At 68.2% G+C, this 26,891-nt stretch carries 25 protein-coding genes; 15 read left to right on the top strand and 10 right to left on the bottom strand.

Annotated features, from left to right (window positions below; translation table 11 throughout):
* Positions 1 to 238: 238 nt before the first annotated feature.
* The 3 genes from E0H73_RS33895 (at position 239) to E0H73_RS33885 (ending at position 3,836) form a co-directional block, all read left to right on the top strand.
* Positions 239 to 859 carry a nucleotidyltransferase domain-containing protein gene (locus E0H73_RS33895; RefSeq protein WP_131363323.1) on the top strand — a complete coding sequence of 207 codons (621 nt, stop codon included), beginning with the start codon at positions 239 to 241 and terminating at the stop codon, positions 857 to 859.
* Positions 856 to 1,269 carry a hypothetical protein gene (locus E0H73_RS33890; RefSeq protein ID WP_131363321.1) on the top strand — a complete coding sequence of 138 codons (414 nt, stop codon included), beginning with the start codon at positions 856 to 858 and terminating at the stop codon, positions 1,267 to 1,269. Before E0H73_RS33895 ends, E0H73_RS33890 begins: the two co-directional genes overlap by 4 nt.
* A 647-nt stretch (positions 1,270 to 1,916) precedes the next feature.
* Entirely contained in the window at positions 1,917 to 3,836 is a 1,920-nt protein-coding gene (locus E0H73_RS33885; RefSeq protein ID WP_131363319.1) for a discoidin domain-containing protein, read from the top strand.
* Between the two features lie 48 nt (positions 3,837 to 3,884).
* On the opposite strand, the gene E0H73_RS33880 is transcribed toward E0H73_RS33885, so the two are convergent.
* The 4 genes from E0H73_RS33880 to E0H73_RS33865 all read right to left on the bottom strand — a co-directional run bounded on the left by E0H73_RS33880 (position 3,885) and on the right by E0H73_RS33865 (position 7,122).
* A complete protein-coding gene (locus E0H73_RS33880) occupies positions 3,885 to 4,286 on the bottom strand; it encodes a hypothetical protein (protein ID WP_131363317.1) in 402 nt (133 codons plus the stop codon).
* A 38-nt stretch (positions 4,287 to 4,324) separates the two neighbouring features.
* Complete coding sequence (locus E0H73_RS33875) at positions 4,325 to 4,729, bottom strand: hypothetical protein (RefSeq protein ID WP_131363315.1); 405 nt, start codon at positions 4,727 to 4,729, stop codon at positions 4,325 to 4,327.
* Between the two features lie 93 nt (positions 4,730 to 4,822).
* Complete coding sequence (locus E0H73_RS33870) at positions 4,823 to 6,097, bottom strand: amidase (protein ID WP_238164444.1); 1,275 nt, start codon at positions 6,095 to 6,097, stop codon at positions 4,823 to 4,825.
* A gap of 23 nt (positions 6,098 to 6,120) precedes the next feature.
* Complete coding sequence (locus E0H73_RS33865; protein WP_131363313.1) at positions 6,121 to 7,122, bottom strand: sigma-70 family RNA polymerase sigma factor; 1,002 nt, start codon at positions 7,120 to 7,122, stop codon at positions 6,121 to 6,123.
* A 133-nt stretch (positions 7,123 to 7,255) separates the two neighbouring features.
* Here E0H73_RS33865 and E0H73_RS33860 point away from each other — a divergent pair, with 133 nt between their 5' ends.
* Positions 7,256 to 7,840, top strand: a complete 585-nt coding sequence (locus E0H73_RS33860; RefSeq protein WP_131363311.1) for a dihydrofolate reductase family protein — start codon at positions 7,256 to 7,258, stop codon at positions 7,838 to 7,840.
* 158 nt (positions 7,841 to 7,998) lie between these two features.
* Positions 7,999 to 8,457 carry a GNAT family N-acetyltransferase gene (locus tag E0H73_RS33855; RefSeq protein WP_131363309.1) on the top strand — a complete coding sequence of 153 codons (459 nt, stop codon included), beginning with the start codon at positions 7,999 to 8,001 and terminating at the stop codon, positions 8,455 to 8,457.
* On the opposite strand, the gene E0H73_RS33850 is transcribed toward E0H73_RS33855, so the two are convergent.
* The gene (locus E0H73_RS33850; RefSeq protein WP_131363307.1) at positions 8,439 to 9,875 is read right to left on the bottom strand and encodes an ATP-binding protein; all 1,437 of its coding nucleotides are present in this window, start codon (positions 9,873 to 9,875) and stop codon (positions 8,439 to 8,441) included. The genes E0H73_RS33855 and E0H73_RS33850 overlap by 19 nt on opposite strands.
* Before the next feature lie 53 nt (positions 9,876 to 9,928).
* Positions 9,929 to 10,540 carry a hypothetical protein gene (locus E0H73_RS33845; RefSeq protein WP_131363305.1) on the bottom strand — a complete coding sequence of 204 codons (612 nt, stop codon included), beginning with the start codon at positions 10,538 to 10,540 and terminating at the stop codon, positions 9,929 to 9,931.
* 53 nt (positions 10,541 to 10,593) lie between these two features.
* Between E0H73_RS33845 and E0H73_RS33840 the strand changes: the two genes are divergently transcribed.
* Positions 10,594 to 11,370 (top strand): aminotransferase class IV, encoded by a 777-nt coding sequence (locus E0H73_RS33840; RefSeq protein ID WP_165555929.1) that lies wholly within the window; start codon positions 10,594 to 10,596, stop codon positions 11,368 to 11,370.
* On the opposite strand, the gene E0H73_RS33835 is transcribed toward E0H73_RS33840, so the two are convergent.
* From E0H73_RS33835 to E0H73_RS33825, 3 genes are read right to left on the bottom strand one after another with little or no spacing between them, the layout of a single operon-like run.
* Positions 11,367 to 11,966 carry a hypothetical protein gene (locus E0H73_RS33835; RefSeq protein ID WP_131363301.1) on the bottom strand — a complete coding sequence of 200 codons (600 nt, stop codon included), beginning with the start codon at positions 11,964 to 11,966 and terminating at the stop codon, positions 11,367 to 11,369. The genes E0H73_RS33840 and E0H73_RS33835 overlap by 4 nt on opposite strands.
* The gene (locus E0H73_RS33830; RefSeq protein WP_131363299.1) at positions 11,963 to 12,724 is read right to left on the bottom strand and encodes a Clp protease/crotonase-like domain-containing protein; all 762 of its coding nucleotides are present in this window, start codon (positions 12,722 to 12,724) and stop codon (positions 11,963 to 11,965) included. The genes E0H73_RS33835 and E0H73_RS33830 overlap by 4 nt, the downstream gene beginning before the upstream one ends.
* Before the next feature lie 38 nt (positions 12,725 to 12,762).
* Entirely contained in the window at positions 12,763 to 14,184 is a 1,422-nt protein-coding gene (locus E0H73_RS33825) for a CCA tRNA nucleotidyltransferase (RefSeq protein ID WP_131363515.1), read from the bottom strand.
* Positions 14,185 to 14,247: 63 nt separating this feature from the next.
* Between E0H73_RS33825 and E0H73_RS33820 the strand changes: the two genes are divergently transcribed.
* From E0H73_RS33820 to E0H73_RS33780, 9 genes are all read left to right on the top strand, one after another.
* Positions 14,248 to 16,563 carry a DUF6049 family protein gene (locus E0H73_RS33820; protein ID WP_131363297.1) on the top strand — a complete coding sequence of 772 codons (2,316 nt, stop codon included), beginning with the start codon at positions 14,248 to 14,250 and terminating at the stop codon, positions 16,561 to 16,563.
* Positions 16,556 to 18,202 carry a murein biosynthesis integral membrane protein MurJ gene (gene murJ / locus E0H73_RS33815; RefSeq protein ID WP_131363295.1) on the top strand — a complete coding sequence of 549 codons (1,647 nt, stop codon included), beginning with the start codon at positions 16,556 to 16,558 and terminating at the stop codon, positions 18,200 to 18,202. The genes E0H73_RS33820 and murJ overlap by 8 nt, the downstream gene beginning before the upstream one ends.
* Before the next feature lie 160 nt (positions 18,203 to 18,362).
* Entirely contained in the window at positions 18,363 to 20,015 is a 1,653-nt protein-coding gene (locus E0H73_RS33810; protein ID WP_131363293.1) for a protein kinase family protein, read from the top strand.
* Positions 20,012 to 20,707 carry an RNA polymerase sigma factor SigM gene (gene sigM, locus E0H73_RS33805; RefSeq protein ID WP_238164443.1) on the top strand — a complete coding sequence of 232 codons (696 nt, stop codon included), beginning with the start codon at positions 20,012 to 20,014 and terminating at the stop codon, positions 20,705 to 20,707. The genes E0H73_RS33810 and sigM overlap by 4 nt, the downstream gene beginning before the upstream one ends.
* 130 nt (positions 20,708 to 20,837) lie before the next feature.
* Positions 20,838 to 21,602, top strand: coding sequence for an anti-sigma factor family protein (locus E0H73_RS33800; RefSeq protein ID WP_131363292.1), 765 nt, complete (start codon positions 20,838 to 20,840; stop codon positions 21,600 to 21,602).
* Positions 21,603 to 21,710: 108 nt separating this feature from the next.
* Positions 21,711 to 22,697, top strand: coding sequence for a thioredoxin-disulfide reductase (trxB, locus tag E0H73_RS33795; protein ID WP_131363290.1), 987 nt, complete (start codon positions 21,711 to 21,713; stop codon positions 22,695 to 22,697).
* 41 nt (positions 22,698 to 22,738) lie between these two features.
* Positions 22,739 to 23,056: a thioredoxin gene (trxA, locus tag E0H73_RS33790; RefSeq protein ID WP_202867696.1), complete on the top strand. Its 318-nt coding sequence runs from the start codon at positions 22,739 to 22,741 to the stop codon at positions 23,054 to 23,056.
* A 44-nt stretch (positions 23,057 to 23,100) separates the two neighbouring features.
* Positions 23,101 to 24,225 carry an N-acetylmuramoyl-L-alanine amidase gene (locus E0H73_RS33785; RefSeq protein ID WP_131363512.1) on the top strand — a complete coding sequence of 375 codons (1,125 nt, stop codon included), beginning with the start codon at positions 23,101 to 23,103 and terminating at the stop codon, positions 24,223 to 24,225.
* Between the two features lie 91 nt (positions 24,226 to 24,316).
* Positions 24,317 to 24,667: a VOC family protein gene (locus tag E0H73_RS33780; protein ID WP_165555928.1), complete on the top strand. Its 351-nt coding sequence runs from the start codon at positions 24,317 to 24,319 to the stop codon at positions 24,665 to 24,667.
* 42 nt (positions 24,668 to 24,709) lie between these two features.
* Here E0H73_RS33780 and E0H73_RS33775 read toward each other — a convergent pair whose 3' ends face one another.
* Positions 24,710 to 26,860, bottom strand: a complete 2,151-nt coding sequence (locus E0H73_RS33775) for an MMPL family transporter (RefSeq protein ID WP_131363284.1) — start codon at positions 26,858 to 26,860, stop codon at positions 24,710 to 24,712.
* Between the last annotated feature and the right edge of the window lie 31 nt (positions 26,861 to 26,891).

Genomic DNA, 26,891 nt, shown 5'->3' with positions numbered 1-26,891 from the left:
AATCGCCTGCCTGTCACCAACCTCGTGACCGAGTACATCGGGACGGCTTCCCGGAAACTTGTCGTCGCCTGGTGGCCCTTTGTTTCCGAACATCGGACTTGGTGGCCGCACGCCCGCAGGTGCTCAACCAACCCGTGCGGCAGTCCGCGACTGCTGAGGTGCAGGGCGACCAATCCGCACTTTAGTACGGATATCCTCACTATTTTACTGATATCGGCACTATAGTGAGGATGTGGATATGTCTCAGCCCATCAGCACGGTGGTGCCGTCGCTCGACGGTTCAGTGCTGTCCGTGCTTGCTCGGACAGCACAACCGCTCACCGGCCGAAAGATCCATCAGCTTGCCGCCAGCGGAAGCGAGTCAGGGACGCGCAAGGTCCTGCGGCGTCTGACCAGCACCGGGCTGGTGACCGCGACAGAGGTTGGTGCCAGCGTGCAGTACGCCCTGAACCGGCAGCACCTGGCCGCAAACGTCGTACTGGAGCTGACGGAACTGCGCCAGCGGTTGTTCGAACGAATGCGTGACGCGATCGAGCAGTGGTCTCCCAAGCCGGTGCATGCGAGCGTTTTCGGCTCGACAGCCCGCGGCGACGGTGATCTGCACAGCGACGTCGACCTCCTTCTCGTGCATGAGTTCGCCGATGACCCGCCGCCTGACTGGGATGAACTCGGCGAACAGGTCTACGCCTGGAGTGGCAATCACCTGCAGACCTACGAACTCACCGAAGCCGAACTCGCCGACCACCTCCACGTAGGCGAACCGATCGTCAAGGATTGGGTCCGCGATGCCGTGACGATCTATGGGCCGGACTTCCTCGACCTCCGTAACCGGATCGCTCATGAGGTGATCCCGCGTTGACCCCGCCGGGCAGAACCGAAGACTGCAACCGTGCGCAAGCCACCGTTCGACTTAGCCAGGCACGAGCATTCCTCGAAGTCGCCGAGCTCGTCGGCTGCGAGGACGACGAACTGGCCAACGACAATGTCGTGGCTGCACTCGCCGTACTTGCGGGCATCGCTGCTGCCGACGCTGCCTGTTGCGCAACGCTCGGCCGGCGCTCACGCGGCCAGGACCACAGGCAAGCGATCCAGTTGGTAGCTCAGGCCGGCCCTCACGGCAAGGAGCTCTCGCAAGCTCTGCGCCGACTGCTCGACATCAAGGACGGCGCGCACTACGGGATGATCTATGTCGGGGCCGCGAAGGCGAGAGCCGCCATCCGACGTGCCAAGACGCTGATCAGCGGTGCCGCACGTCTGCTGTCCAACTGAGCAGCGGGAGCGACCGCGAGCACAGGAGGACGAGAGCGCAAGCGGCCGCGTGCAGGCAAGCCACAGGAGTCAACCGGAGCCGACGACCAGACCCCGGGTCCAACAGTTGCCAGGTAGTCCACATGGTCGCGGAACCACGCCGTAGTCGCGGCGGCGGCAGCCGCAACAGCTTGGGCGGATGTGAGCGACCGCGAGCACGCGACGACAGGAGCGCGCGCAGCGGCCGCGTGGGGACAGCCGCGGGTCCAACAGTTGACCGAGTGCCCACAGGTTCGCGGAACCACGCCGTAGTCGGGGCGGCGATAGCCGCAACACCTCGGGTGGGCGGGAGCGACCGCGAGCACGCGACGACAGGAGCGCGCGCAGCGGCCGCGTGGGGACAAACCCACAGCACTCCCCGACCATGCTCCGCGGCCGACAACCCACCCCGGGTCCAACAGTTGCCAGACAGTCCACATGGTCGCGGAACCACGCCGTAGTCGGGCGGCGGCAGCGCAACACCCCGGGCGGGAGCGACCGCGAGCACGCGACGACAGGAGCGCGCGTAGCGGCCGCGTGGGGACGAACCCACGGGCCCCGCATATTGACACGAGTTGTGGGGAAGCGTTGTCTGTGGCCGTTTCTGCCGGGTCGGTGTGAGGAGTGCGATGAGGACGCAGGCATTCGGGGTTGCTCTGGCGCTGGCAGTTACTTCGCTGAGCGTCCCTTCCGCACGGGCACATCCCACGACCGGGCACGCACCGACCGACCAGGCGCGTGTCTGGGTCACGACCCCAGACCGCGCGGAACTCCTACACGAGCGACCCTCGGTCGCCTTCCAGCGCGGCGCCAGCGACCTGACCACGATTACGGTCGACCCACGGACGTCGTACCAGACGATGGACGGCTTCGGCGCCTCGATCACTGACTCGTCCGCCAACGTGCTGTATCGGCTCAGTCCGCAAGACCGCGAGCAAACGATGCGCAAGCTGTTCGACCCGAAGCAGGGCATCGGCGTCAGCTTCCTGCGCCAGCCTGTCGGCTCGTCCGACTTCACCGCCGAGGCCGCGCATTACACGTACGACGACGTACCAGCGGGCCAGACCGACTTCCCGCTGAAGAACTTCAGCATCGCGCACGACCAGCAGCAGGTACTCCCCCTGCTCCGTCGCGCCAAGCAACTCAACCCCACGTTGAAGGTAATGGCGACCCCGTGGAGCCCGCCGGCGTGGATGAAGACCGGCGACTCGCTCATCGGCGGCCGGTTGAAGGACGACCCCGCGGTGTACGACGCCTATGCGCGGTACCTGGTGAAGTTCGTCCAGGCGTACGCCAAGGCGGGCGTCCCGGTCGACTTCATCTCCGTGCAGAACGAGCCGCAGAACCGCAAGCCCAGCGCGTACCCCGGAACGGACATGCCCGTCCGGCAGGAGGCCGCGGTGATCTCGGCGCTCGGTCCGCTGCTCCGCAAGGCGAGTCCACGCACGAAGATCCTCGGCTACGACCACAACTGGACCACGCACCCCGGCGACATCGAGTCCACTCCGCCGGGCGAGGACCCGGAGACCGACTACCCGTACAAGCTGCTGCAGTCGCCGGCGGCGAAGTGGATCGCGGGTACGGCCTACCACTGCTACTCCGGTGATGCCTCGGCGCAGACCGCGCTGCACAACGCGTTCCCGTCAAAGGGCATCTGGTTCAGTGAGTGCTCCGGATCGCACGGGCCGGACGACACCCCGCCGCAGATCTTCCGCGGCACGCTCACCTGGCACGCGCGCAACCTGATGCTCGGCACCACCCGCAACTGGGCGAAGTCGGTGGTCAACTGGAACATCGCGCTCGACTCGACCGGCGGCCCGCACCTCGGCGGCTGCGACACGTGCACCGGCCTGGTCACGCTGCAGCCGGACGGCTCGGTGACGACCGATGCGGAGTACTACACGATCGGCCACCTGTCGAAGTTCGTGAAGGCGGGCGCGGTCCGGATCGGCAGTACGTCGTACGGGACGACAGGGTGGAACGGGCAACTGATGTCGGCGGCCTTCCGCAACCCGGACGGTACGACGGCTCTCGTCGTACACAACGAGAACGATGACCCCCGGAGCTTCGCGGTGGCCGTCGGCGACAGGTCCTTCGAGTACGAACTGCCGGGTGGCTCGATCGCGACGTTCACGTGGGGACGGGTGTCGGCGGACGTGACGCAGCCGGTCTCACTCGAAGGCGCGACGGCAACTGCATCGGTCAACGGCGCCGAGGCCGGTATGGCGATCGACGCTGACGGCTCGACGGTGTGGACAAGCAAGGAGGCGCAGGCCCCCGGCCAATCGTTGCAGGTGGACCTGGGCTCGCCGCGCTTTTTCCGCCAGCTCGCCCTCGACAGCGGCGGCCAGCTCGGCGACTTCGCGGCGAGCTGGAACGTTGCTGTAAGCAACGACGGCACCCACTGGACCAAGCCGACCACCGGCAACTCAACCGGCCAGCTGACGACCGTCAACTTGCACCCGGCCCTCGCCAGGTACATCCGCGTCACATCGACAGCCACCAGCGATCACTGGTGGAGCCTCGCCGACCTCCGCCTCTACCGCTGACCACGGTCGCCGGGGTGGAAGTCCGCAACCTTCCACCCCGGCACCGGATCAGTGGTCGTTGACCCACTCCGCCCACGTGCCGAAGGTGTCGCCGTTACCCTCATACTCGAGGCCGATCCTGTCGCCCTCGTACAGGTTGCGACCGCCGCCGTCGCTGGCCTGGGCGGTGTCACAGGTGCCCTTGCCGTGAGTAGCCGCGATCCGGTACTCGTAGCCGACGCGGTCCTGGACGCGGACCCAGGCCGAATGGCCGTTCGCCGCCGTGTCGCAGACGGACACGATGTCGCCGTGCTCCTCGACGTACACCACCACACCCTCCGCCCGGTACGTGTGATCCCAGACGATGCCGTCCGGCGGCTCGGATGCGAAAGCATGACCGACGGTCAGGACGGTGGTGGCTGCGGCGAGTGCGATCGAGCCCGCAACGACGCGACCAAGATATGACTTCAAGACGTGCTCCTCTTCGGATCGGGATTGGCCGAACAGGCTCAGTGGTCGTTGACGAAGGCCTTGTAGGCGGCACCGGCGCCGTCGCCGTCGCCGTCCAGATGGAGGTCGATCCGGTCGCCCTCGTACAGGTCGTGCCCCAGGCCGTCGTTGGCCCGGGACTCCGCACAGCTACCGACTCCGTTGTAGGAGGTGACCCGGAACTGGACGCCGACTCTGTCTGTGACGAGAACCCAGGCCGCGTGCCCGTTCTCCGCTGTGTCGCAGACGGAGATGATGTCGCCGTGCTCTTCGACGTACACCTTCACGCCCGGCGCCGTGTAGGTGTGATCCCACACGATCCCGCCTGGCGGCTCGTCGGCGAACGCACTGCCGGCGGTCACGACAGCGATGGATGCGGACAGCGCGAGCGCGCTCGCGAGGACACGACCAGCACGGGACTTCACAGGACTCCTCGGTTGGGGCGGTAACAACACACCGAGCTATCGGTTGTGGTTGATAATTTCCCACACCGAAGTGTTACTGCAACCGATTTCTCCTCAGGGCGAACCCTCTGAGGACAGTTGGGATTCGATCCAGCGGGCGGTGGCGGCGGCTTGGTTGTTGGTGGGGGCGATGAGTTGGAGGCCGACGGGGAGGCCCTCGGTCGGGAGGGGGAGGCTGACGGCTGGGTGTTTGGTGACGTTGGCGAGGCGGGTGTTCTTGAGTAGCTGGGATCGAATCGCCTTGCTCGTTTCGGGTGTGGCCACGTCGGCGATCAGCGGCGCGGTGCAGAGAACGGTCGGGGTGAGTACGGCGTCCACCCCGGCGAGGACGCGCTCCATCCCAGCCGTGATCGCAGTCGCTCTCACACGGGCGGCGTCGTACTCCGCGGGCGTGACCTCGGCCGCCTCGCGCAGCCGCTCCTGCACGTCGGGTTGGTACTGCGCCATCGACCGTCCAGCGTGATTCGCCACCGCCTCGGGGCCTTGTATCTGAGCACCAGTAGTAAAGCTGTCTCCCCAATCAGGCACCTCGACGTCGACCAACTCCACGCCCGCAGCCGAGAGACGACCCAGCGCTGCCGTCCACGCCGCACCAACCTCGTCAGTGAAGTCGAGGTACTCCGGATTGGTCACCACACCAAGCCGCGCGGGCCGAGCGTCAGCAAACGCACTGTCAGAGAGCACCGACATCGCATAGACCGCATCGGCAACGGTCGACGTCAATACGCCGACGTGGTCGAGGCTCTGCGACAACGGGAACACCCGGTCGGCCGACAGCGTCCCGTACGCCGGCTTGAAGCCAACCACCCCACACAACGCCGCCGGGATCCGCACCGACCCAGCCGTATCCGTCCCGATCGCCAACGGAACCACCCCGGCCGCGACCGCAGCACCAGCACCCGCACTGGACCCACCCGTCATCCGCGACAAGTCATGCGGATTGCGGCAAGGCCCCAGCCGATTCGACGTACCCGTGCACCCGTACGCGAACTCGTGCGTGTGACTCAGCCCGATGATGATCGCGCCGGCCGCCCGCAACCGGCGTACGACGTCAGCATCCTGCTGCCCGACCTCGTCCATCGCCGCGGACCCGCAGCGGTACGGCCATCCCTCGACTTCGACGATCTCCTTCACCAGAACCGGCACACCGGCGAGCGCTCCACTCCGGTCGTGACGTGCCGCGCGCTGCAGCGCTCCGTCGGCGTCGACGTGAACGACGGCATTCGTCTCGGCTGTCTCCTCGGCCCGGATCAGCGCAGTACGGACCAGCTCAACGGGATCCAACTTGCCGGCCCTGACATCGGCCGCGATCTCTTCCAGCGATTCCACGCGCTCATCACACCACGCCGTCTCTATCCCAGGTCCCGCGGTCCGGGCAGTGATCGCGGCAGTCCGAACGACGGGAAAACACTGTTCTCGAAACGGATCATTGCGCAGATCCGGTCGCCGGCAACCGTGAGGACAAGCAGCCCGGTGCCGTGCCGGACGCCGGTCTGAGCATGCAGGTAGATCCCGAACGCCGGCTGCCCGTTGGCCCGCGTCGGTACGAGATGGAACCGGCGACCCGTCCCGAACAAGTCGGAACAGAAGCGGCCCACGATGTCCCGGCCCTGGTACTCGAGCGGCAGCGGCGGCATCGACATGAACACGTCGTCGGTCAGCAGATCCACCAGCGCAGCGATGTCGGCCGATTCGTACGCGCTGACGAACTTCGCCACCAGCGCATCCTCGGCAGGCGATCCTGCAACCGGCGAGTCAGACCGGCGCTGCTGCAGCCCGACCCGCGCCCGCTTGAGTGCGCCCTTGACCGAATCGACGGTCGTGTCCAGCATGTCGGCCGTCTCGCGCGCGTGGAATCCGAGCACGTCGCGCAGGACGAGAACGGCGAGCTGACGCGGCGGCAGCAACTGCAGAGCCGTCACGAAAGCCAGAGAGATTGACTCGGTCTGCTCGTAGCGGGCCTCCGGGCCGAGCGGCAGATTGATCGCATCCTCGAGCAGCTCGTCGGGGTACGGCTCGAGCCAGGCGACTTCACCGAGCCGGGTCGGCTCGGGCGGTTCGATGCCGGGGATGTCCCACTCCTTGGCCGGACGCCGGCTGGCCGAGCGCAGCGCGCTGAGGCATCTGTTCGTGGCGATCCGGTAGAGCCAGGTGCGGATCGAAGCGCGGCCCTCGAACGTGCCGAGACCTCGCCAGGCCGACAACAGGGTGTCCTGGAGAGCATCCTCGGCGTCCTGGAACGAGCCGAGCATCCGGTAGCAGTGCACGTGCAACTCGCGGCGGTGCGGCTCGGTCAACGCCCGGAACGCGTCGCTGTCCCCGGCCTGCGCCCTGCTGATCAGATCGGCTCTCATCGACTCCACTCTCGCCCTCGCCGGTGCTTCCACAGCTGTACAGACGCCGGCCGTGCCCAGAAAGGGGCGCCCCCTTCTCCGTCACCGCGGCGTCTGCACCAGTCGTAGCGACAAATCGACGAAGGAGCACGACATGGGAAAGATCATCGTCAGCGAGAACGTCTCGGTCGACGGCGTCATCGAGGACGCGACCGGTGACGAGGGCCTCGGGCGCGGCAGTTGGTTCACCTGCATCACGGACCGGGATCGGGAGGAATGGGCCAAGGTCGAGATCGAGGAGGCGATGCGGACCGAGGCCCTGCTGTTCGGGCGACTGACCTACCAGTGGTTTGTCGCCCGCGGTTGGGCGACCCGGACCGATGCCTGGGCGAACCGTCTGCGCAGCCTGCCCAAGTACGTCGTCTCGTCCTCGCCCCTCGAAGGACCCGACTGGGACAACTCGACCGTTCTCAAGGGCGACCTGGTCGAGCAGGTAGCAAGTCTCAAGCACCAGGTGGTCGGAGAGATCGTGGTCTACGGCAGTGGTCGCCTCGCGCGCACGCTGATCGAGCACGACCTCGTCGACGAGCTGCGGCTGATGACCTACCCGCTCGTCGTAGGGGCCGGCGATCGCCTCTTCGGCGAGACCGCTCTCGTCAAGCCGCTGCGCCTTGTCGACAATCGCACAATCGGCGCGAGCATCGCCCTGCTCACCTACCAACCCGTCCGAGTCGCCTAGCCCATCAAGAGCAGCTCCACGCTCGTCAGAACCTCGAGCGTGGAGCTGCCCGTGGCGGGTCCGGACCTGGACTGCCCGGGTTTGCCTCACGCCCGTCCGCAGCGCCGGAGAGGAAACGGAAACAGCAGCGTCATGCCAGGTTGCTACCGTCCGGACGCATGACGACGGAGCAGATCGAGGGACTGGAACTCCGGTCGGTCCCTGGCACCGACCCCACGCTGGTCGCATTGACCACCGCCCAGCAGGCCGAGCTCGCCGCGATGTACGGCGAAGACCAGCCGCTCGTCGCGCTGCACGCCGACATCTCCTTCACCCTGCTCGTCCTCGACGGAACTCCGGTCGGCTGCGTCGGCCTGCAGCCCGTCGCCCCCGGCCTCGGCGAGATCAAGCGCATGTACGTCGAACCGTCCTCACGCGGCTGGGGTCTGTCCCGGATCCTCCTAGAAGCGGTCGAGTCCCAGGCTCGCGCCACCGGCGTCACCCGCCTCCGCCTCGAGACCGGCACCCACCAGACCCAAGCCATCGCCCTCTACACGAACCACGGCTACACCCCCACCCCGCCGTACCCGCCGTTCGAGAACGAACCGGCCTCCCTCTGCTACGCGAAGGATTTGTAGAGACGGTCGGGTCCGATTGTGAGCACCTCCGAGTCGAGACCCGGCTCGAACCCGGCGCCGCTGTAGCAGGCGAGCTTCGTCTCCGAGGTGTCGTAGTTCCGCGACAGCAACTGCCGGGCCCGCTCCAATCGCTCGACGTGCCGCCGCCCCATCACCTCGCCCCACTTCACCTCACCCAGCGACAGCAGCTTGCGCCGCTGCCCGGGAACAGTCGGCGCCAGCACCACCACGTCCACTTCGATCTGGCTGCGCCGGCTGTGATCCGGCACGACGCCGGCACCGATCTGTCCCGGCAGTTCGCCGAAGAGCTCCGGCGGTGCCGCCAGCGCGAAGTCCCGGCAGAGCTGCTCGAAGTGCGGGCCGACGACCTGCGAGGAGAACCGTGCTCTTGCAGCCTCCCAGACGTTCTCGGCCCGGCCGCTCTCCAACAGTCCCCACTGCGGCCGCATCACCACTTGGTAGAAGACCACCAGCGGTTCGGCCACGTGATAGGTGGATCGCCGGGCACGGAAGACGTCCTCCCGGCGTCGCAGCAGGCCACTGTCTTCCAGGACCGTCAGCTGGTGCCCGATGTCGGTCGCCTTCCGGCCGACGTAGTTCGCGATCCCACCGCGCGTACTGTTGCCTGCGGCAACTGCTGCGAGCACGGAGTGGTAAAGCGCACTGTCGCGGACATCCATCTCCTCCTCCAGCAGATACCGCGCCTCACGGAACAGCGGGTTCACCGGGCTGAGCACAGTCCGCAGGATCCAGTCGTCGAAGTCGCCCGCCGACGCCGGGATGTCGTCGTCCACGAACCTCCGGTACGCCGGGGTGCCGCCGGCCACCGCGTGCACAAGCACCGCGAGCTTCGGATCGGCCAAGTCCCAGAACTCCGCCGCCAACCGGTAGTCGAACGGCCGGACCACCAGCTCCAGGCTCGCCCGGCCGCGCAGCGGAGCGTTGCCGGACAACAGTCCACCCATGACCGACATCGCCGAACCGCACAGCAGCACGGAGGTCGGACGCCCGCCGGACACGGCGTGATCGATCTCGCGCTGCAAGATCGACGGCAGTGCAGGCGAGACCTTGCTCAGGTACGGGAACTCGTCGATCACGAAGGGCCCACGGGCCGGATCGGTCGTGAACAGGAACCGGATGGCGTCGTCCCAGCGGTTGAACCGCGGTGGAGCGGACATTTCCAGGTGCGCGCCGACCGCCGTCGCGAACAGAGCCAGGGACTCGGCCTCCGTCGCCTCCGTCGCGCCGAAGTACAGACCGGCCGCTTCCTCGGCCAGCGCCTGCACGAGGAAGGTCTTGCCCTGTCGACGCCGGCCGCTGATGACGGCCAGCTGTGGACGGTCCGCGGTCCGGCTCGCGAACCGGGCCAGGTGATTCCATTCGGCGTCCCGCGCGAAGATGCGCTCAGGCTTCCTCATGTTTGATAACTATACTTATAATAAGTACAGCTATACAACTTTGGTCAGAGTCGCTAGAGGTTCAGGACGAGGTTGTCGCCTTCGGGGTGGAAGCCGAGTTTGTTGAGGTACGGCGTGGACTCGCGCATGCGGGGTGGGGCGAGGACCTGGTGGAAGCCGTGGTCGGTGAAGACGTCGCTGCGGCGGTAGACGAACTCGCCGGGGGTGAAGTCGCGGTACTTCGGGAGCACGTAGTCGAGGTCGATCTGGGCCCGGCCGTTACCGGCGTCGTGGGCGAGGACCACGCCGACGGTGCGGTCGCCGTGCTGGACCAGGAACGCGTACGGGCTGGCGCTCGGTGTGAAGCCGGGGTTGAACTGGCTGATGTCCTTCTCGTGCTGCGCCAGCACGTGGCCCAGGTACGCGTCGGTGTCGTTGACCTGCAGCACCTGGTACTCGGCCTCGTCGTGCCGGTGCCGGAGCAGGCGCCACAGGTGCACCACGTTGATCACTGCCAGGACGGCGTTCATGCCGACCATCGGCCACACCCCGATCGCCAGGTTGAACCCGACCAGGATCACGCAGCCGATCAGGTTCAGCACCCGCAGTCGCAGGATCCGCGCCTGCAGCAGGGACGCGACGACCAGCGCGGATCCGCCCCACCCGATGATGCTCAAGACGTCCACAGCGCGAGGGTAGACCAGACGGCCCGCTGGTCCGCTCAGGTCAGACTGGCGGTGTGACCGACTTGCTCCTGCTGAACGGCGAACCGCTCCGCACCGTCGACGCTGCGTTGCTCCGGGCAACCAGCTACGGACACTTCACCTCGCTGCAGGTCCGGGCCGGCCGGGTCGACGGTCTCGACCTGCACTTCGACCGGCTCGACCGCAGTTCCCGGGAGGTCTTCGGCCGCCCGGTGGCCGCCGATCGTGTCCGCGCCGACCTTCGGACCGCACTCGACCATGCCGGGTCCGGCGACCTTTCTATCCGTGTCCACGTCTTCGCCTCCGACGGCGAGCCGAGTCTGCTCATCCGCGTCAGTCCACCGATCGAGCCCGGCGTACGTCCGCCGCGCCTGCTCGCGTTCGAGCACGAGCGCGCTGTCCCGCATCTCAAGCACACCGGCACCTTCGACCTCGTGTACTACGGTCACCAGGCCGAGGCCGCCGGGTACGACGACGCGATCTTCCACACCGCCACCGGCGAGATCTCCGAAGCCTCGATCTGGAACATCTGCTTCGCCCACGGCACCACGATCGTCTTCCCGGCCGCGCCCGTCCTACCAGGCATCCGCCAGCAACTCCTGCAACAAGGCCTGCCCGACTTCGGCACCACCCCGATTCCGCTCGCCGACCTCCCGTCGTACGACGCCGCCTACCTGACCAACTCCATCGACCCGGCCCTCCCGGTCGCGTCCATCACCACCAAGCAAGGCACCACGGCGTACACCGCGCACCCGCCCTCACACGACACAATCACCAAGGCCTACGCAGCGCTGCAACCACAGGCGATCTAACCGGCAGTGTGAATTCGTCCCTCGAACAGCGTGAGCGCTTGCTGACCGGCGCCGGCTGCATCGGAGCCGAAGTACCCGGTCGCGTACGGCGCGAAGGCGGCGCCCACCTGCCAGTACGGCATCCGGAGTCCGGTGTACTCCACGTCGCGGATCAGCGGTTGGTCGCCGGCCTCCAGCCGGGCAGCGTCATCGGCACAGGCCGGGAGCCGACCCTGATCCGACTGGTTCCACAGCACATCGGTGGTGGATGGGCCGTGTCTTGGGTCGAAGATGCATGGCACGCGGCGCTCGGGAACGGGCTCTCCGGCGAGACGGGCACGGACACAGAGCAGTTCGTACTGTCCCGTCGCGACCGCCTCCGTGGCGGCGTGTATTGACTCGTTGCCTTGTAGTTCGGCCAGCACTCCCCTCGCGGCGGCGTACGCCTGCTGGGCGCCGACGTAATTGCGGCGGCTGTCACGGTCCATCGCCTGGGTCGACAGGCTGCCGACCTCAGCGCCCAACTCCGAGACGTCCTCCTCAGCGAGCATCCGCATCAGGGCGAGAGTGTTGGCGCGTCGTGCCCCCAGCAGACCACGCAGGTTCCAGGCGTTCACCCGTCGCCGCCTCCGCCACCGTCGCCGACACCATCGAAGCCGCCGTGGCCTCCGTCAAACCCGCCGTGGCCGATCCCGCCGTCCCAGCTTCCCCAGCCGCCGGGCGCACCGGACTGACCTTCAAACGCAGCCAACGCGATGAAGGTCGCGCCTCCGCCGTGCGTGAAGTAGCCACGGCCGTACGGCGCGACAGCCGTGCCGGCCTCCCAGTACGGAACCCGCCGCGTGCCGTAGCGGACATACCGAATCTCGGGATCGTCGTGCACCTTCACCCGGGCCGCATCCTGTGCGCACGCCGGCACCGTGCGAGTGCCTCGACCCGGCCAGGTCCAGACCACGTCCGTCGTCGACGGGCCATGCTGCGGGTTGAAGAAGCACGGCACCCGGCGCTCCGGAATCGGCCGGCCATCGACTCGAGCCAGAACGCAGATCATCGCGTAGCGCGCGCCGGCGAGTGTGTCGGTGATGGTGCTGATGTCGTCCACCGACTTCAGCTCCCGCACCGATCGTTGCGCGGATTGGTAGGCGTCGAGAGCTTGCTGGTAGTCGCGCCGCGCCTCGGCACCGAGCTCGCGGCCCTCGACGCGTTCACCCAGCCGCCGGAGCTCTTCTCCCAGCAACGTGACATCGTCATCCGCGAGCACACGGATCTGCTCGAGCTCGGCGCGATCGAGGCGCCGCGACCCCCGCCGGACCCACAGATAGCGGGCCGCCAGGGCCAACCCACCGCCCCCCAGGGCAGCCAACAGCCACTCCATCCACCGACGGTACCGCCGTCAACAGACGCGGGGAACGCTCAGGAGCGCTCGGACCACCACTGCAGGAGTGCTTCGCGAGCGCGTTCCGGACCGATCGGGCCCTGGTCGAGGCGCAGGTCCATCAGGAACTTGTACGCCTCGCCGACCTCGCGGCCCGGCTCGATGCCGAGGATCTCCATGATCTGGTTGCCGTCGAGATCGGGGCGCAGGGCATCGAGCTCCTCCTGCTCCTGGAGCCGCTCGATCCGCGCCTCGAGATCGTCGTACGCCGCCCGCAGCGCCTCGGCCCGGCGCCGGTTGCGGGTGGTGCAGTCGGCGCGGGTGAGGATGTGCAGCCGGTCGAGCTGGTCGCCGGCGTCGCGGACATAACGCCGTACGGCGGAATCGGTCCACTCGCCGGTGCCGTACCCGTGGAAGCGCAGATGGAGCTCGACCAGCTTGCCGACCTGGTCGATCTGCTCGTTGCTGAAGCGCAGCGCCTTCATCCGCTTGCGGGCGAGCTTCGCGCCGACCACGTCGTGGTGGTGGAAGGTCACCTTGCCCGCGCCCTCGAAGCGCCGGGTCCGCGGTTTGCCGATGTCGTGGATCAGTGCGGCGAACCGGACGACGAAATCGGGCGTCGGAACAGTGAGGCGGGATTCGAGGTCGATGGCCTGGTCGAGGACGGTGAGCGAGTGCTCGTACACATCTTTGTGCCGGTGGTGCTCGTCCACCTCCAGCCGCAGCGCGGGCAGCTCGGGCAGGACGTGATCGGCCAGTCCGGTGGACACCAGCAGGTCGAGACCGATCCGCGGGTGGTCGGAGCAGATCAGCTTGACCAGTTCGTCGCGGACCCGTTCGGCCGAGACGATCGTGATCCGCTCGGCCATCGCGGTCATCGCGGCCACCACCGCCGGGTCCGGGGTGAAGCCGAGCTGTGCGGCGAACCGGGCCGCCCGCATCATCCGCAGCGGGTCGTCGGAGAACGAGTCCTCCGGGGTGCCCGGCGTACGGATCGTCTTGCTCGCGACGTCCGCGAGGCCGCCGTACGGGTCGACGAAGCGGTGCGACGGGAGCAGCACCGCCATCGCGTTCATGGCGAAGTCGCGCCGGGCCAGGTCGCCCTCGAGGCTGTCGCCGTACGCGACCTCCGGCTTGCGCGAGGTGGGATCGTAGGACTCCGACCTGTACGTCGTGATCTCCAGAACCCACTCACCCTTACGACTGCCGATGGTGCCGAACGCCTTGCCGATGTCCCAGACATGGTCCGCCCAGCCGGACAGCAACTGCTCGACCACGTCCGGGTGTGCTGACGTGGCGAAGTCGAGATCCTTGCTCCCCCGGCCCAGGAGAATGTCCCGGACGGGTCCTCCGACCAGGGCGATCTCGTGGCCGGCGGCGGCGAAGCGGCTGCCGAGTTCGTCGACGACCGGCGCGATCCGCAGCAGCGACTGGACCGCTTGCTGCTGGACGGCGGACAACGATCCGGCGGAGGCTGACTGGTCGGCAAAGGGTGACACGGGGAACTAGGTTACGGTGACGGCGTGTTCAGACGGCGACTGAGGCTCTCCGCGGCGGCGGGTGCGGGCCTGCTGGTTGTTGCCTGCGCAGCGTTCCTCGGCGTCCAGCCGACCGTCGCGGCGCCCGGCGACGACCTCACTGTCGACGTCAGCATCGACTCGTTCACGCCGGTGGCACCGAAACCCGGCATGCCCGTGGTGATCAAGGGCCGGGTGACGAACACCAGTTCGGTGACGTTCGACGAGCCCCAGGCGCTCGCCTGCATCGACCGGACCCGGCTGTCCAGCTCGGCCGACATCGCCGACGTGCCCGCCGAACAGGACGTCGCCATGCGGGACCGCGACAGCTGCGCCAACCTGACCGACGGAACGGCTTTCCAGCCGTTCGAGCAGCCGCTGGCACCGAAGGCCTCGGCGGAGTTCACCCTCACCGTGCCGTGGGAGCAGTGGCGGATCTCCGACCGCACCGGTGCGTACGTCGTCGGCGTCGTGTTCCGCGGTCAGCCGCCGGACAGCGACCGGGTCACGATCGGCCGTTCTCGCACATTGATGCCGGTGATCGGCACCGATCCACTGACCCGCAAGGTGAACACCGCGCTCGTCATCCCGTTGCGGCACCGGCCGACCCAGCTCGGCGGGCCGCGGTTCACGAACGACTCGCTGGCCCAATCGCTGTCCCCCACCGGGTCGCTCGGCCGGTTGCTCGCCCTCGGCAAGCAGCACACCGTCACCTGGCTCGTCGATCCCGCGATGCTCGACGAGGTCCGCCAGATGGCCAAGGGGTACGAGATCGTCGGGTCAGGCGGCCGGACGACCAAGGGCACCGGACAGGCGACCGCGGCGGCGTGGCTCAAGGAGTTCGAGGCGAGCCGCATCCGCGGCAACCAGGTCGTCCTGCTCCCGTACGGCGATCCGGACGTGGCCGGCCTGCTCGACGCCGGCGAACCACTGAAGAAGCTGGTCGCGCAGGCACGGACCACCACCGAGCGGTACAACCTGGCCCCTGCTTTCACCAATGGTCTCTGGCTCGAGGGCGGTGCCGCGGCCAGCCGCTACCTCGCCGCCGCGTCCGGCGGCTTCGCCGGCGCCACCGACCAGGACCTGAACCTGGTCAGTAGCTCCTCCTGGTCCGAGGACAACCGTCCGGCGCTGACCAACAGCCCGGTGTACGACGTCATCACCCCGGAAGGCCCGAACCGCACCGTCCGCACCGTCATCGCGGACTCCGAGCTCACCAGTGGCGGTCCGGATGCGGACAGCAACGACACCCCGCTCCAGGTCCGGCAGCGGTTCGCCGCCGAGACCGCACTGATCGCCTCCGAGGGCAAGGACAAGAACCCAGCTACCGTGGTCGCACTGCCGCCGCGCGGCTGGGACGTCGAGGGCCAGGCCACTGCCGCACTGGCCGGGAGTCTGACGCTGCCGTGGATCACGGCCACCGACGTGGCCCAGGCGGTCGCGAGTACGCCGAAGCCGCCGACCACCAAAGCGCCCGCGGCGCCGAAGTCGAACGGCGGCCTGACCGGTCCCCAGCTCGACGGCATCAAGCAGCTCGACGAAGCGATCACGACCATGCAGAACCTGCTGGCGAACCCGGACGACTTGCTCCAGGTCATGCCGCAGGCCCTGCTGCGCTCCACCTCGACCAGCTGGCGCGGCTTCCCGGACGAGGCGCGGGACTTCGCCGCGGTCGAGCTGGGCTCGGTCAACCTGCAGCTGAACAAGGTGCACCTGGTCAACAACCCGGTCAACGGCGAGCGCCGCGAGATCAAGGTCAACCTGGCCGGCAGCAAGGGCACGTTCCCGCTGACCATCACGAACAGCACCCAGTGGTCGGTCCGCGTGGCGGTCGTGGTGACGCCCGCCAACCGCACCGACCTGCGGATCGAACCTCAGCAGAGCCGGATCCTGGCCGCGGGCCAGAAGTGGACGCCGCGGATCAACGCGAGCGCCGAACAGAACGGCCTGATCCGCGCCAACGCGCAGGTGATCACGTCGTCCGGGCGCCCGGTCGGGGACTCCGAGGAGCTGCTGATCCAGGCCAGCCAGTACGGCAGCGTCGGCTGGGTCCTGGTCGGCGCGGCCTGCGCTCTGCTGTTCGGTACGTCGTTCGTCCGTATCTATCGCCGGATCCGGACCGAGCGCCGGAACCCGTCAGACCCGCCGACCGAGGCCACCCCCGACCCGCTGCACCCGGCTCCGCTGGACACCACGACCGGGGACGAACTCCCCGAGGCCGCCGCGGATCCGGAGCACGATCGCCCGGAGGCGAACGCCGTACCGGAACCCGCCGCGCCGGACTCGTCGCTGAAAGAAGGAGTCGGTTCGAAGGATGGCTGACCGCACCCTGCGCTCCGCGGCGGTGATGGCAGCAGGAACGGTGCTGTCCCGCCTGCTCGGATTCGTCCGGATCGCCCTCCTTGCGGCTGCCATCGGCACCGCCCTGCGGGCCGACATCTTCACCGCCGCGAACACCATCCCGAACAGCCTCTACATCCTGCTGGCCGGCGGTGTGTTCAACACCGTGCTGGTGCCGCAACTGGTGCGTGCGATCAAGAACCACCACGACGGCGGCCAGGACTTCACCAACCGGCTGCTCACCTTCGGCTTCGTCGTACTGGCCGTTGTCACGGTCGCGTGCGTCCTGCTCGCACCCGCGATCGCCCAGCTGTACATGCCGGCGGAGCTGCACGACCCGTCCCGGGCGCCGGAGCGCGCGTCGATGATCATGTTCGTCCGGCTCTGTCTGCCGCAGATCTTCTTCTACGGCGCGTTCGTGCTGGTCGGCCAGGTGCTGAACGCGCGACGCCGGTTCGGCCCGATGATGTGGGCGCCGATCGCGAACAACGTCGTCGCCTGCGCGTCGATCGTCATCTTCATGCTGATCTACCGCACCGGCGACACCCCACCCACCTACAGCCACGGCGAGGAGCTCCTGCTCGGTCTCGGGCACACGGTGGGCATCGCCGTCCAGCTTCTGGTGCTGCTGCCGTATCTGAGGGCGAGCGGGCATCTGTACCGGCCGAAGTTCGGTCTGCGCGGTACCGGTCTGGGTCACACTGCCCGATTGGGCATCTGGACCGTACTGTTCGTCGCGGTGAACCAGGTGACTCTGGTCGTCGTCACCCGGCTCGCCATCGCGGGTACCGCGTCGCATGACCCGGGCGCGAAGGCGGGTCTGTTCGCCTACAGCACGGCGATGCTGATCATCCTGGTGCCACACGGCATCGTCACCGTGTCGCTCGCGACGGCCGCGCTGCCGCAGATGTCGGCACTCGCGGCCGACGGCGACCTGGTCGAAGTGGAACGGTTGTCGGCCCGGTCGATCCGGCAGACGCTGGCGATCGTCGTACCGGCGGCGGCCGCGATGATCGCCTTCGCGTACCCGATCGTCACGGTGATCGCCGGCTACGGCTCCGGCAAGAACAACCTGACGCTAATGTCGTACACGCTGATGGCGCTGGCGCTCGGCATCGTGCCGTTCACCGTGCAGTACTTCCAGCTGCGCGTCTTCTACGCGTTCGAGGACACCCGCTCACCCTTCTTCCTGCAGTGCGTGATCGCGGCGACGAACATCGCGGCGGCCGTGATCGGGGTCCGGGTGGTGCTGGACCAGCAGAACCTCCGGTTCAGCGGTGTGGTCCTCGGCGGGGCGTACGCGCTGGCGTACCTGGTCGCCGTACTGCTGTCCCGGCCCGTCCTTCGCCGGAAGGTCCCGCGGGTGCACGGCGCCGGGATCGGGTTGCCGCTGCTCGCGATGGTGATCGCCGCCGTCATCGCGGTGCTGGCCGGGCGCGGTGTGATCTGGCTGCTCGGCATGGCGGTGGAGTGGTCCGGACCCCTCGGCGCGCTCCTCGAACTCGCGGTGGCCGCCGTCGTGATGCTCCCGGTGTACGCCGGGGTGGCGAGGGTACTGAGGATCCACGAAGTCAACGACGTGGTGTCCATGGTCACATCGAAGCTGCCCGGACGCCGCTGAACCCGGTGGCTTGTGCACTCGTGCACCACTTGAGGGATCAGGGGGGCACTACGATGGGGCTGCGGTCAGGCCGCCAGCTGATCGTGACCGGGTCCCCGCCGACCGGATCCGGGGCGCCAGACGCAGGCCGACCAGTGCATCGAGGAGGGCGAGAGACACCGTGTCGAACCAGACCGTCAGTCCTGGTGCCCTGCTTGCCGGCCGGTACCGGATCGCCGAGCTACTCGCGGAGATCGACGGTGCCCGGGTGTGGCGGGCAGTGGACGAGGTACTCAGTCGGGCAGTCGTCGTGGACATCCTGCCGGTCGGCGACCCACGGACGAACCTGCTCTTCGATGCCGCCCGGCGCGCGGCCGCCGCGGCTGACCCCCGCTTCCTGCGCGTGCTCGACTGCGACATGCACGACGGCGTCACGTACTGCGTCCGCGAGTGGGCGGGCGGCCGTCCGCTGGAGCGGATGCTCGCGACCGGGCCGCTGACCGGTCAGCAAGCCGGCTGGCTCGCGCGCGAGGTGTCCGAAGCGCTGGAGAACCTGCACCGCACCGGTCTGTCCCACGGCTCGATCAGCCCGTCGACCGTCGTGGTCACCGACGCGGGCGCGATCAAGGTCGTCGGACTCGCCACCGAGGCAGCGCTGCGGTCCACCGGCCCGGGTTCGCCCGAGCACGACATCCACGCGCTCGGTGAGCTGCTCTACGCCTCGCTCACCGGCCGTTGGCCCGGCCCCGGCCCGGCCTGGGGGATGCAGCCGGCGCCGTTCGAGCACGGTCGTCTGCTCAGTCCGCGCCAGGTGCGAGCCGGCGTGCCGCGCTCCCTGGACGACATCTGCGACCGGTTGCTGAGCAACCCGCCGCGGCACCACACTCCGCCGATCACCAGCGCCGCCGGCCTGTCCGCCGCGCTGTCCGGTGTCGTCGGCAGCTCGCACGAGCCGCCGAACCAGATGGACGAGACCGTTCAGGTCGCCCGGCAGAACGGCAGCATCGACGACGCCACCCAGGTGGTGCCGCAGACAACGCCGCCGGCTCTCGACCCGACACCGCCGGCGTACCAGAGCAGCAACGGGCACGAGACGCACTCGGCGTACTCGACCGCGGCCGAGACCCGGCCGCTGCGGCAGCCACCGCCGTCGAACGGGAACGGTCGGCGCCGGGCCGACGACCCGAAGCCGAAGCCGAAGGGCTCGTGGGGCGGCCGGATCCTGATCCTGCTCGCCGTACTCGCGCTGCTGTCCGTGGTCGCAATGGCGCAGTTCCTGCTCAAGGGCGCGATGAACAACGACCAGGACGACGGCACCGACAGCGGCGCCGGCAAGCCGCCGGCCACGAGTACGACGCCGTCCGCGACCGGTGGACCGGCCAAGATCGTCAGCGCCAAGGACTTCGACCCGCCGCCGGACGGCAACGGCAACGAGCACCCGGACGACGTCGGGAAGTCCTACGACGGCAAGCAGGACACGAGCTGGACCACCATGTCGTACAAGAACAAGCCGAACTTCGGTGGCCAGAAGGAAGGCGTCGGCATCATCTACGACCTCGGCGAGCCGACAGCCGTGTCCAAGGTGCTGGTCGCGCTCAAGGGCGACGAGACCAGCCTGGAGCTGATGGTGCCGAAGGGTGACACGTCCAAGTCGCCGACCACGGTCAGCGGCTGGACGCCGGTCGCCACCGAGGAGGACCAGCCCGAGGGGACGACGACCCTGACACCGTCGGCGCCGACCCAGACGCAGTATGTTCTGGTGTGGCTGACGAAGATCCCGAAGGACGGCGGCGGGTACCGGGGCGAGATCTCGGAGGTCACAATCCAGAAATGACACCCGAGATCAGTCGGATCGGGCCGCCTGAACCCGTCGGCCGGCCGGCCGCGCCGGCTGGTCCGGTCAGCTACGACCAGCTGGACGACCACGAGCTGCTCCGGCTGCACGTCGCGGGCAACCCGGACGCGTTCGGGTATCTGGTCCGACGGCATCGGGACCGGATGTGGGCCGTCGCGATCCGCACCCTGGGTGAGCCGGAGGAGGCCGCCGACGCACTGCAGGAGGCGTTCATCTCGGCGTTCCGCCGGGCCGACTCGTTCCGCGGTGATGCCAAGGTGACCACCTGGCTGCACCGGATCGTGGTGAACGCCTGCCTGGACCGGATCCGTCGCCGTCAGGTCCGGGCGGCCGACCCGTTGCCGGAGGACGAAGACCGCGCCGCCGAGCTGGCCGGACCGGCCGAGGACGACCCGGCCGAGGTCCGCGAACGCCGGCTCGACGTACTCAACGCGCTGAAGCAGATCAACTCCGACCAGCGCAGTGCACTCGTCCTGGTCGACATGGAGGGTTACTCGATCGAGGAGGCCGCCGCGATCCTGGGCTGCGCGCCTGGCACTGTGAAGTCCCGCTGTGCCCGGGGCCGGGCCCGGCTGCTGCCACTGCTCCGACACTGGCAGACCACACGGTCCGGCTCCGAGGCGCCCGACGTACCCGCGAAAACTGCTGCCGAAGCGGTGGGAACCGAATGAGTGGGTACACCGTCGAAGCGGAGTCGCCATGTTCTGGCGGCTACGCTGCCCGATGCCTCGACCGGAGCACATCAGCCATGAGCACACCGCGCCCGATCCTGGGCACCTCCCGTGAGGAGGCGAGTTCCCGATGACCGATTCCGGTCTTCCGACCAGTGAGCACCTCGAGCACCTGGATCCGGACACCATCGCCGACCTGATCGAGAACCTGCTACCCGCACCCGAGGCCCACCGGGCTCGTGAACATGTGAAGGCCTGTCCGGACTGTCAGCAGACCTTCGACGCACTGCTGCAACTGTCCGCGGACCTGGCCGACGAGGGCCGGACGGACATCCCGATGCCGACCGACGTCGCCGAGCACCTCGACGCGGTGATCGTCTCGGAGTCGATGATGCGCTCGTCGACGATCGGTGTGCACTCGCTCGCGCAGATCCGCGAGGAGCCGCGCCGCCACCTCCCTAAGTTGCTGGGTGCGGCCGCGGCCGTCGTGGTTGTCGCGGCGATCGGCGTCGGCGTGGTCTTCGCGATCAAGGACAACGCGCCCGGGAACACGGCCGATACGACTCCGACGACCGCGCTGCCGACCGGTGCGCCGACGCTCTCCACCTCGGATGTCGGCCCGGACGCACAGCGTTGGCTGGAGAACTCCGGTGGCACACTGCTGAACGGCTCGGCGGACGAGCTCGCCTGCGCGAAGAACTTCGCGTCCGGCCGGCCCAACCCGCAGCTCCGGCTGGTGCAGCCAGCCAAGGTCGACGGCAAGCGCGCGACCGTGATCGGTCTGCAGGGCGGGTCGACCCAGGACATCCAGGTCTTCGTGGTGACCGGATGTAGCGAATCCGGGGGTGTCGCCAGCCCCTTCTACGACACTTCGGTGACACTGCGCAACCGCTGAGACGGCAATGCGGTACCACGGCCCGGTGATGGGTACCGTGGGAATGGTCGGCCTCTAGGATCCGTTGAGTACGACGTACAAGTCTCGACGACACGAGGAAACGCCTGCATGAGCGACTCCGCAGTTCGCAACGTCATCATCGTCGGCTCCGGTCCGGCCGGTTACACGGCCGCCGTGTATGCCGCCCGCGCCCGCCTCGAACCGCTCGTGTTCGAGGGCTCTGTCACGGCCGGTGGCGCACTGATGAACACCACCGACGTCGAGAACTACCCCGGCTTCTCGCAGGGGATCATGGGTCCCGCGCTGATGGACGAGATGCGCCAGCAGGCCGAGCGCTTCGGCGCCGAGCTGGTGGCGGACGACATCGTCTCGGTGGACCTGACCGGCGAGATCAAGGTGGTCACCGACTCCGCGGGCACCGAGCACCGGGCCAAGACCGTCATCCTGGCCATGGGCTCCGGCTACCGCAAGCTGGGCCTGCCGGACGAGGACCGGATGTCCGGCCACGGCGTGTCCTGGTGTGCGACCTGTGACGGGTTCTTCTTCCGTGAGCACGAGATCGCCGTCGTCGGCGGTGGCGACTCCGCGGTCGAGGAGGCCACCTTCCTGACCAGGTTCGGCAAGAAGGTCACGCTGGTGCACCGCCGCGGCGAGCTGCGCGCGTCGAAGATCATGGCCGACCGGGCGTTCGCGAACGACAAGATCGACTTCGCCTGGAACTCCGAGGTCGCCGCGATCCACGGCGACGACAAGCTGACCGGCGTCACCCTGCGGGACACCGTGACCGGTGAGACCCGGGAGCTGCCGGTGACCGGCCTGTTCATCGCGATCGGGCACGACCCGCGCTCGGAGCTGGTGAAGGGTCAGGTGCACCTGGACGAAGACGGCTACGTCCTGGTCCGCGATGGCAGCACCGAGACCAACCTGCCGGGCGTCTTCGCCGCCGGCGACCTGGTGGACCACACCTACCGGCAGGCGATCACCGCCGCCGGCACGGGCTGTGCGGCCGCCCTGGACGCCGAGCGCTTCCTGGCCACCTTGGAGCACGAGGCGACCGCCGCGGCTGCCGCGGCCACCGAGCCCGTCTCCGTCTGAACCTCACAACCACTGAAGGAGTTACGCCCGTGGGCGAGAAGATGAACGCCGTCACCGACGCCGAGTTCGACCAGACCGTGCTGAAGAGCGACAAGCCGGTGCTGGTGGACTTCTGGGCCGAGTGGTGCGGACCGTGCCGCCAGGTCTCCCCGATCCTGGAGGAGCTGGCGCAGGACCACAGCGACAAGCTCACCTTCCTGAAGATGAACGTCGACGAGAACCCGGTCACCCCGAGCAACTACCGTGTTACGGGTATCCCTACCATCAACGTCTACGTGAACGGTGAGCTGGCCAAGTCCATCGTCGGCGCCAAGCCGAAGGCGGCGCTGCTGAAGGAGCTGGCCGACTTCACCTCCTGAACGATCGGTAGGACCCCGTCCGCCACGGCAAGGAGCAGTTTGTGATGGAAGGCCCCCACGGCGTGTACCGGATCGGCGACAGCGGTGAGGCGGTCGCCGAGATCATCGGCAAGCTTCAGCGGCTGGGACTGCTGACGGGCGGTCACGACGTCTACGACGAAGCGACCGCGCACGCCGTTCGGGGCTTCCAGCAGCAACGCGGACTGATGATCGACGGGGTCGTCGGCCCGCAGACGTACCGCGCGATCGACGACGCACGCTGGCGGCTGGGCGACCGGCTGCTGACGTACGTCGTCTCGCACCCGCTGAGCGGTGACGACGTACTGGCGCTGCAGGCGAAGCTGCAGGAGCTCGGCTTCGCAGTCGCCCGGATCGACGGGATCTTCGGACCCGACACGCAGCGCGCGGTGACCGACTTCCAGCGCAACATGGGCCTGCCGGGTGACGGCACCTGTGGCCCGTCGACGTTCAAGGCGCTGCAGCGGATCAAGCCGATGGCGACGGGCGGCCGGCCGGATGCGTTGCGCGCGTCCGAGGCGGTTCGCGCCGCCGGCCCGCGGCTGTCCGGCAAGACCGTGGTGATCGATGCCGGTCACGGCGGCTTCGACCACGGCTGGGAGGGCTACGGCCTGCGCGAGTCCGACGTCGCGTACGACCTGGCCGCCCGGATCGAGGGTCGCCTGGGTGCGACCGGCGTACGGGCGTATCTGTCCCGGGGACGGGATCAGGGTCCGGACGAGTTGGCCCGGGCCGCGTTCGCGAACGAGACGGACGCCAACCTGTGCGTGTCGCTGCACACCGACGGGTCGATGAACCCGGAGGCCCAGGGTGTGGCGACGTACTACTACGGCAACGATCTGCACGGCGCCTCGTCGAGCGTCGGCGAGCAGTTCGCCGGGCTGGTGCAGCGCGAGATCGTCGCCCGCACCGACCTGCTGAACTGCCGCACCCATGCCAAGACCTGGGACCTGCTGCGGCGCACCAAGATGCCCGCGGTCCGCCTCGAGATCGGCTACGTGACCAACCCGCACGACTCCGCGCGGCTGGCCGACCCGGCGTTCCGCGACGTGATCGCCGAGGCCATCGTGGTCGCCATCCAGCGCGTGTACCTCCCGCCGGAGCAGGACGCGGCCACCGGCATGCTCCGCTTCGGCCAACTGACGGTCTAGTCGATTCCGGGGTGAGCCGTTCGTCATCTGAATGAGCGCTACTCGCCCGGCGATCACGCCGGGTGGGACGTCATTCAGTTGGGAGGGGCTCATGGCACATCCAGTCGTCCACACCGAGATCCGATCGGCGGACCCGGACGCGACACGTCAGTTCTTCGCGGACCTGTTCGGATGGAAGATCGCGTCCGAGGGCGGATTCCCGGGCTACACGTTCATCGACACCGGGACACCGGACGGACCGTACGTCGCGATCAGTCCGCGCCAGGGCGCAGAGGACGAGGTGCTGTTCTTCGTGTCCGTCGAGGACGTGGCGGACACCCTCGCGCGCGCCGAGAAGCTGGGCGGCAGCGTCGTCCAGCCGATGCAGCAGGTGCCCGGCACGAGCTTCGGCGTGTTCGCCGACGCCCAGGGCCACAAGATCGGAGTGGCCGCCACCGAATGACCACCCGAGGCGGGCCGCGCAGGGTCGGCCCGCCTCATCGGTTCAGTCCTTCTCGAGAGCGATCTTCGGGAGCACTCGGTCGAGTCCGCGCGGCAGCCACCAGGCGCGGTCGCCGAACAGCCGCAGGATGGCCGGGACCATGACGCACCGGATCAGCACCGCGTCCAGCAGCACCGCCGTCGCCAGCCCGAGCCCGAACTGCTTCAGCATCCGGTCCGGGCTGAGCAGGAACGCGCCGAACACCACGATCATGATCGCGGCCGCCGCAGTGATCACGCTGCCGGTGTTGGCCAGCCCTTCCCGGACGGCCTCCTTCGCATCCTTGGTACGCCGCCACTCCTCGTGGATCCGGGACACCAGGAACACCTCGTAGTCCATCGACAGCCCGAACACGATCGCGAAGATCATCACCGGCACGAACGCCTCGATCGGACCCGGCTGCGCACCGAACCAGCCCTGCTGGAAGACCAGCGTGATGACACCCAGCGAGGCGCCGATGCTGAGCAGGTTCAGGACCGCGGCCTTCAGCGGGATCAGCACGGACCGGAACACCGCCATCAGCAACAGTGCCGACAATCCGACCACGACCAGCACGAAGATCGGCAGCCGACTACTGACCGCGGACGCGAAGTCGTCGGCCGCAGCGGTGGCACCACCCACGAGGTACGTCGCCCCGGTCTGCGACTCGAGCCCTGGCAGGGTGTCGTTCCGCAACCGCTCGACCAGGTCACTGGTCGCTGCGTCCTGCGGTGCCGACTTCGGAAACGCCAGTACAGTCGCGACCTTGCCATCTGGTGTCAGTTGCGGCGGAGTGACCGCGGCGATGTCCGGATCGGCGGTCAAAGTGCGGCCGAGCGCCTGAGTTGCGGCCTGGTCGCCTTCGGACACGACCACCAGCGGACCGTTGAATCCCGGCCCGAATCCCTGGGCCAGCAGGTCGTACGCCTTCCGGCTGGTCTTGGCCGGATCGTCCGTCCCGGCATCCGCGAACCCGAGCCGCATGTCCAGCGCCGGCAACGACAACGCGACCAGCGCGATCGTCCCGAGGACCAGCGGCACCCACGGTCCACGCTGCACTGCGGCCGCCAGCTTCCGCCACCCGTCCCCCGGCGTACGGCGCTGCTTCGCGGCATGTTTGCGAACACTCCGCTCGATGCGCTTCCCGAACAGCGTCAGGAGCGCCGGCAGCAGACTCACCGCGGCGAGCATCGTCATCAGCACGGTCAGGGTGACACCGAGCGCGACGCCTTGCAGCGAACCGAGTCCCAACGCCAGCAGGCCCAGTAGCGCGATCACCACAGTGCAGCCGGCGAACATCACCGAACGGCCGGCGGTGTCCAGGGCGACGATCGACGCGGTCGCGCGGTCGGTCCCGTCCTTCAGCAACTCATGGCGGTAGCGGGAGAAGATCAGCAACGCGTAGTCGATGCCGACACCGAGTCCGACCAGGATCATCACCGGTGCGGTGTAGTCGGGCACAGTGAACAAGTGCGAGGCCAGCACCAGCAGCCCCAGCGTGCTGCCGACCGCAAACAACGCCGTCAGCAGCGGAAGTGTTGCCGCCAGCAACGATCCGAAGAGGAACACCAGGATCACCAGCGCGGCCAGGATGCCGGCACCTTCGGACGCACCACCCGCACTCTCCGCCGCCGATCGTGCCAGGTCGCCACCGACCTCAACGGTCAGACCGGGGACCCGGAACTGCTGGGCCTTCTCGATGATCGAGCGGACGTCCTCGATCGGCATGTCCGCCACGGCGACATCCAGACTCACCGTCGAGTACGCCGTACGCCCGTCTGGTGAGAGTGATCCGGGAGCAGTGAACGGGTCGGCCACCGACGCAACGTGCGGGAGGCCGCCGACAGCGGCCAGCATCGAGAGGACTCGCGGCTTCTCGGGCTGGAGTCCGCCGTCGGCATGCATGACGATCTGCACCGAGGCGGTCTCCCCCTGCGGCTGGTGCTCGCGGAAGATGTCGGTCACACGCTGGGAGTCGGTCCCGGGGAGCGAGTTGTCGTTCTTGTAGCTGTCGCCGACCACCGTCGACGCGGCGGTCACCGCGACGAGGGCGACCACCCAGAGCAGCAGGGCGAGTCCGGCGTGCCGCATCGACCACCCGGACACCCGGTGCAGCAATCCGGGCCGTCCACTCTCCTTCCGGGGCGGGCGTCGTACTGGGGTGTCCACGGTCATCGCCGGGCCTCCTCACATCCTGATAAGTAGA

It is taken from the genome of Kribbella pittospori, assembly GCF_004331465.1.
Taxonomy (GTDB): Bacteria; Actinomycetota; Actinomycetes; order Propionibacteriales; family Kribbellaceae; genus Kribbella; species Kribbella pittospori.
The sequence above is the reverse complement of the archived record's forward strand: the minus strand, read 5'-3'. Positions and strand labels throughout refer to the sequence as shown.

Bases quoted from the DNA above. Each gene is read 5' to 3' on its own strand.
- E0H73_RS33860 (WP_131363311.1), top strand. From the start codon at position 7,256: ATGGGAAAGATCATCGTCAGCGAGAACGTCTCGGTCGACGGCGTCATC.
- E0H73_RS33895 (WP_131363323.1), top strand. From the start codon at position 239: ATGTCTCAGCCCATCAGCACGGTGGTGCCGTCGCTCGACGGTTCAGTG.
- E0H73_RS33775 (WP_131363284.1), bottom strand. From the start codon at position 26,860: ATGACCGTGGACACCCCAGTACGACGCCCGCCCCGGAAGGAGAGTGGA.
- E0H73_RS33850 (WP_131363307.1), bottom strand. From the start codon at position 9,875: ATGAGGAAGCCTGAGCGCATCTTCGCGCGGGACGCCGAATGGAATCAC.
- sigM (WP_238164443.1), top strand. From the start codon at position 20,012: ATGACACCCGAGATCAGTCGGATCGGGCCGCCTGAACCCGTCGGCCGG.
- E0H73_RS33830 (WP_131363299.1), bottom strand. From the start codon at position 12,724: ATGGAGTGGCTGTTGGCTGCCCTGGGGGGCGGTGGGTTGGCCCTGGCG.
- E0H73_RS33885 (WP_131363319.1), top strand. From the start codon at position 1,917: ATGAGGACGCAGGCATTCGGGGTTGCTCTGGCGCTGGCAGTTACTTCG.
- E0H73_RS33800 (WP_131363292.1), top strand. From the start codon at position 20,838: ATGACCGATTCCGGTCTTCCGACCAGTGAGCACCTCGAGCACCTGGAT.
- trxB (WP_131363290.1), top strand. From the start codon at position 21,711: ATGAGCGACTCCGCAGTTCGCAACGTCATCATCGTCGGCTCCGGTCCG.
- trxA (WP_202867696.1), top strand. From the start codon at position 22,739: ATGAACGCCGTCACCGACGCCGAGTTCGACCAGACCGTGCTGAAGAGC.
- murJ (WP_131363295.1), top strand. From the start codon at position 16,556: ATGGCTGACCGCACCCTGCGCTCCGCGGCGGTGATGGCAGCAGGAACG.
- E0H73_RS33865 (WP_131363313.1), bottom strand. From the start codon at position 7,122: ATGAGAGCCGATCTGATCAGCAGGGCGCAGGCCGGGGACAGCGACGCG.
- E0H73_RS33855 (WP_131363309.1), top strand. From the start codon at position 7,999: ATGACGACGGAGCAGATCGAGGGACTGGAACTCCGGTCGGTCCCTGGC.
- E0H73_RS33785 (WP_131363512.1), top strand. From the start codon at position 23,101: ATGGAAGGCCCCCACGGCGTGTACCGGATCGGCGACAGCGGTGAGGCG.
- E0H73_RS33780 (WP_165555928.1), top strand. From the start codon at position 24,317: ATGGCACATCCAGTCGTCCACACCGAGATCCGATCGGCGGACCCGGAC.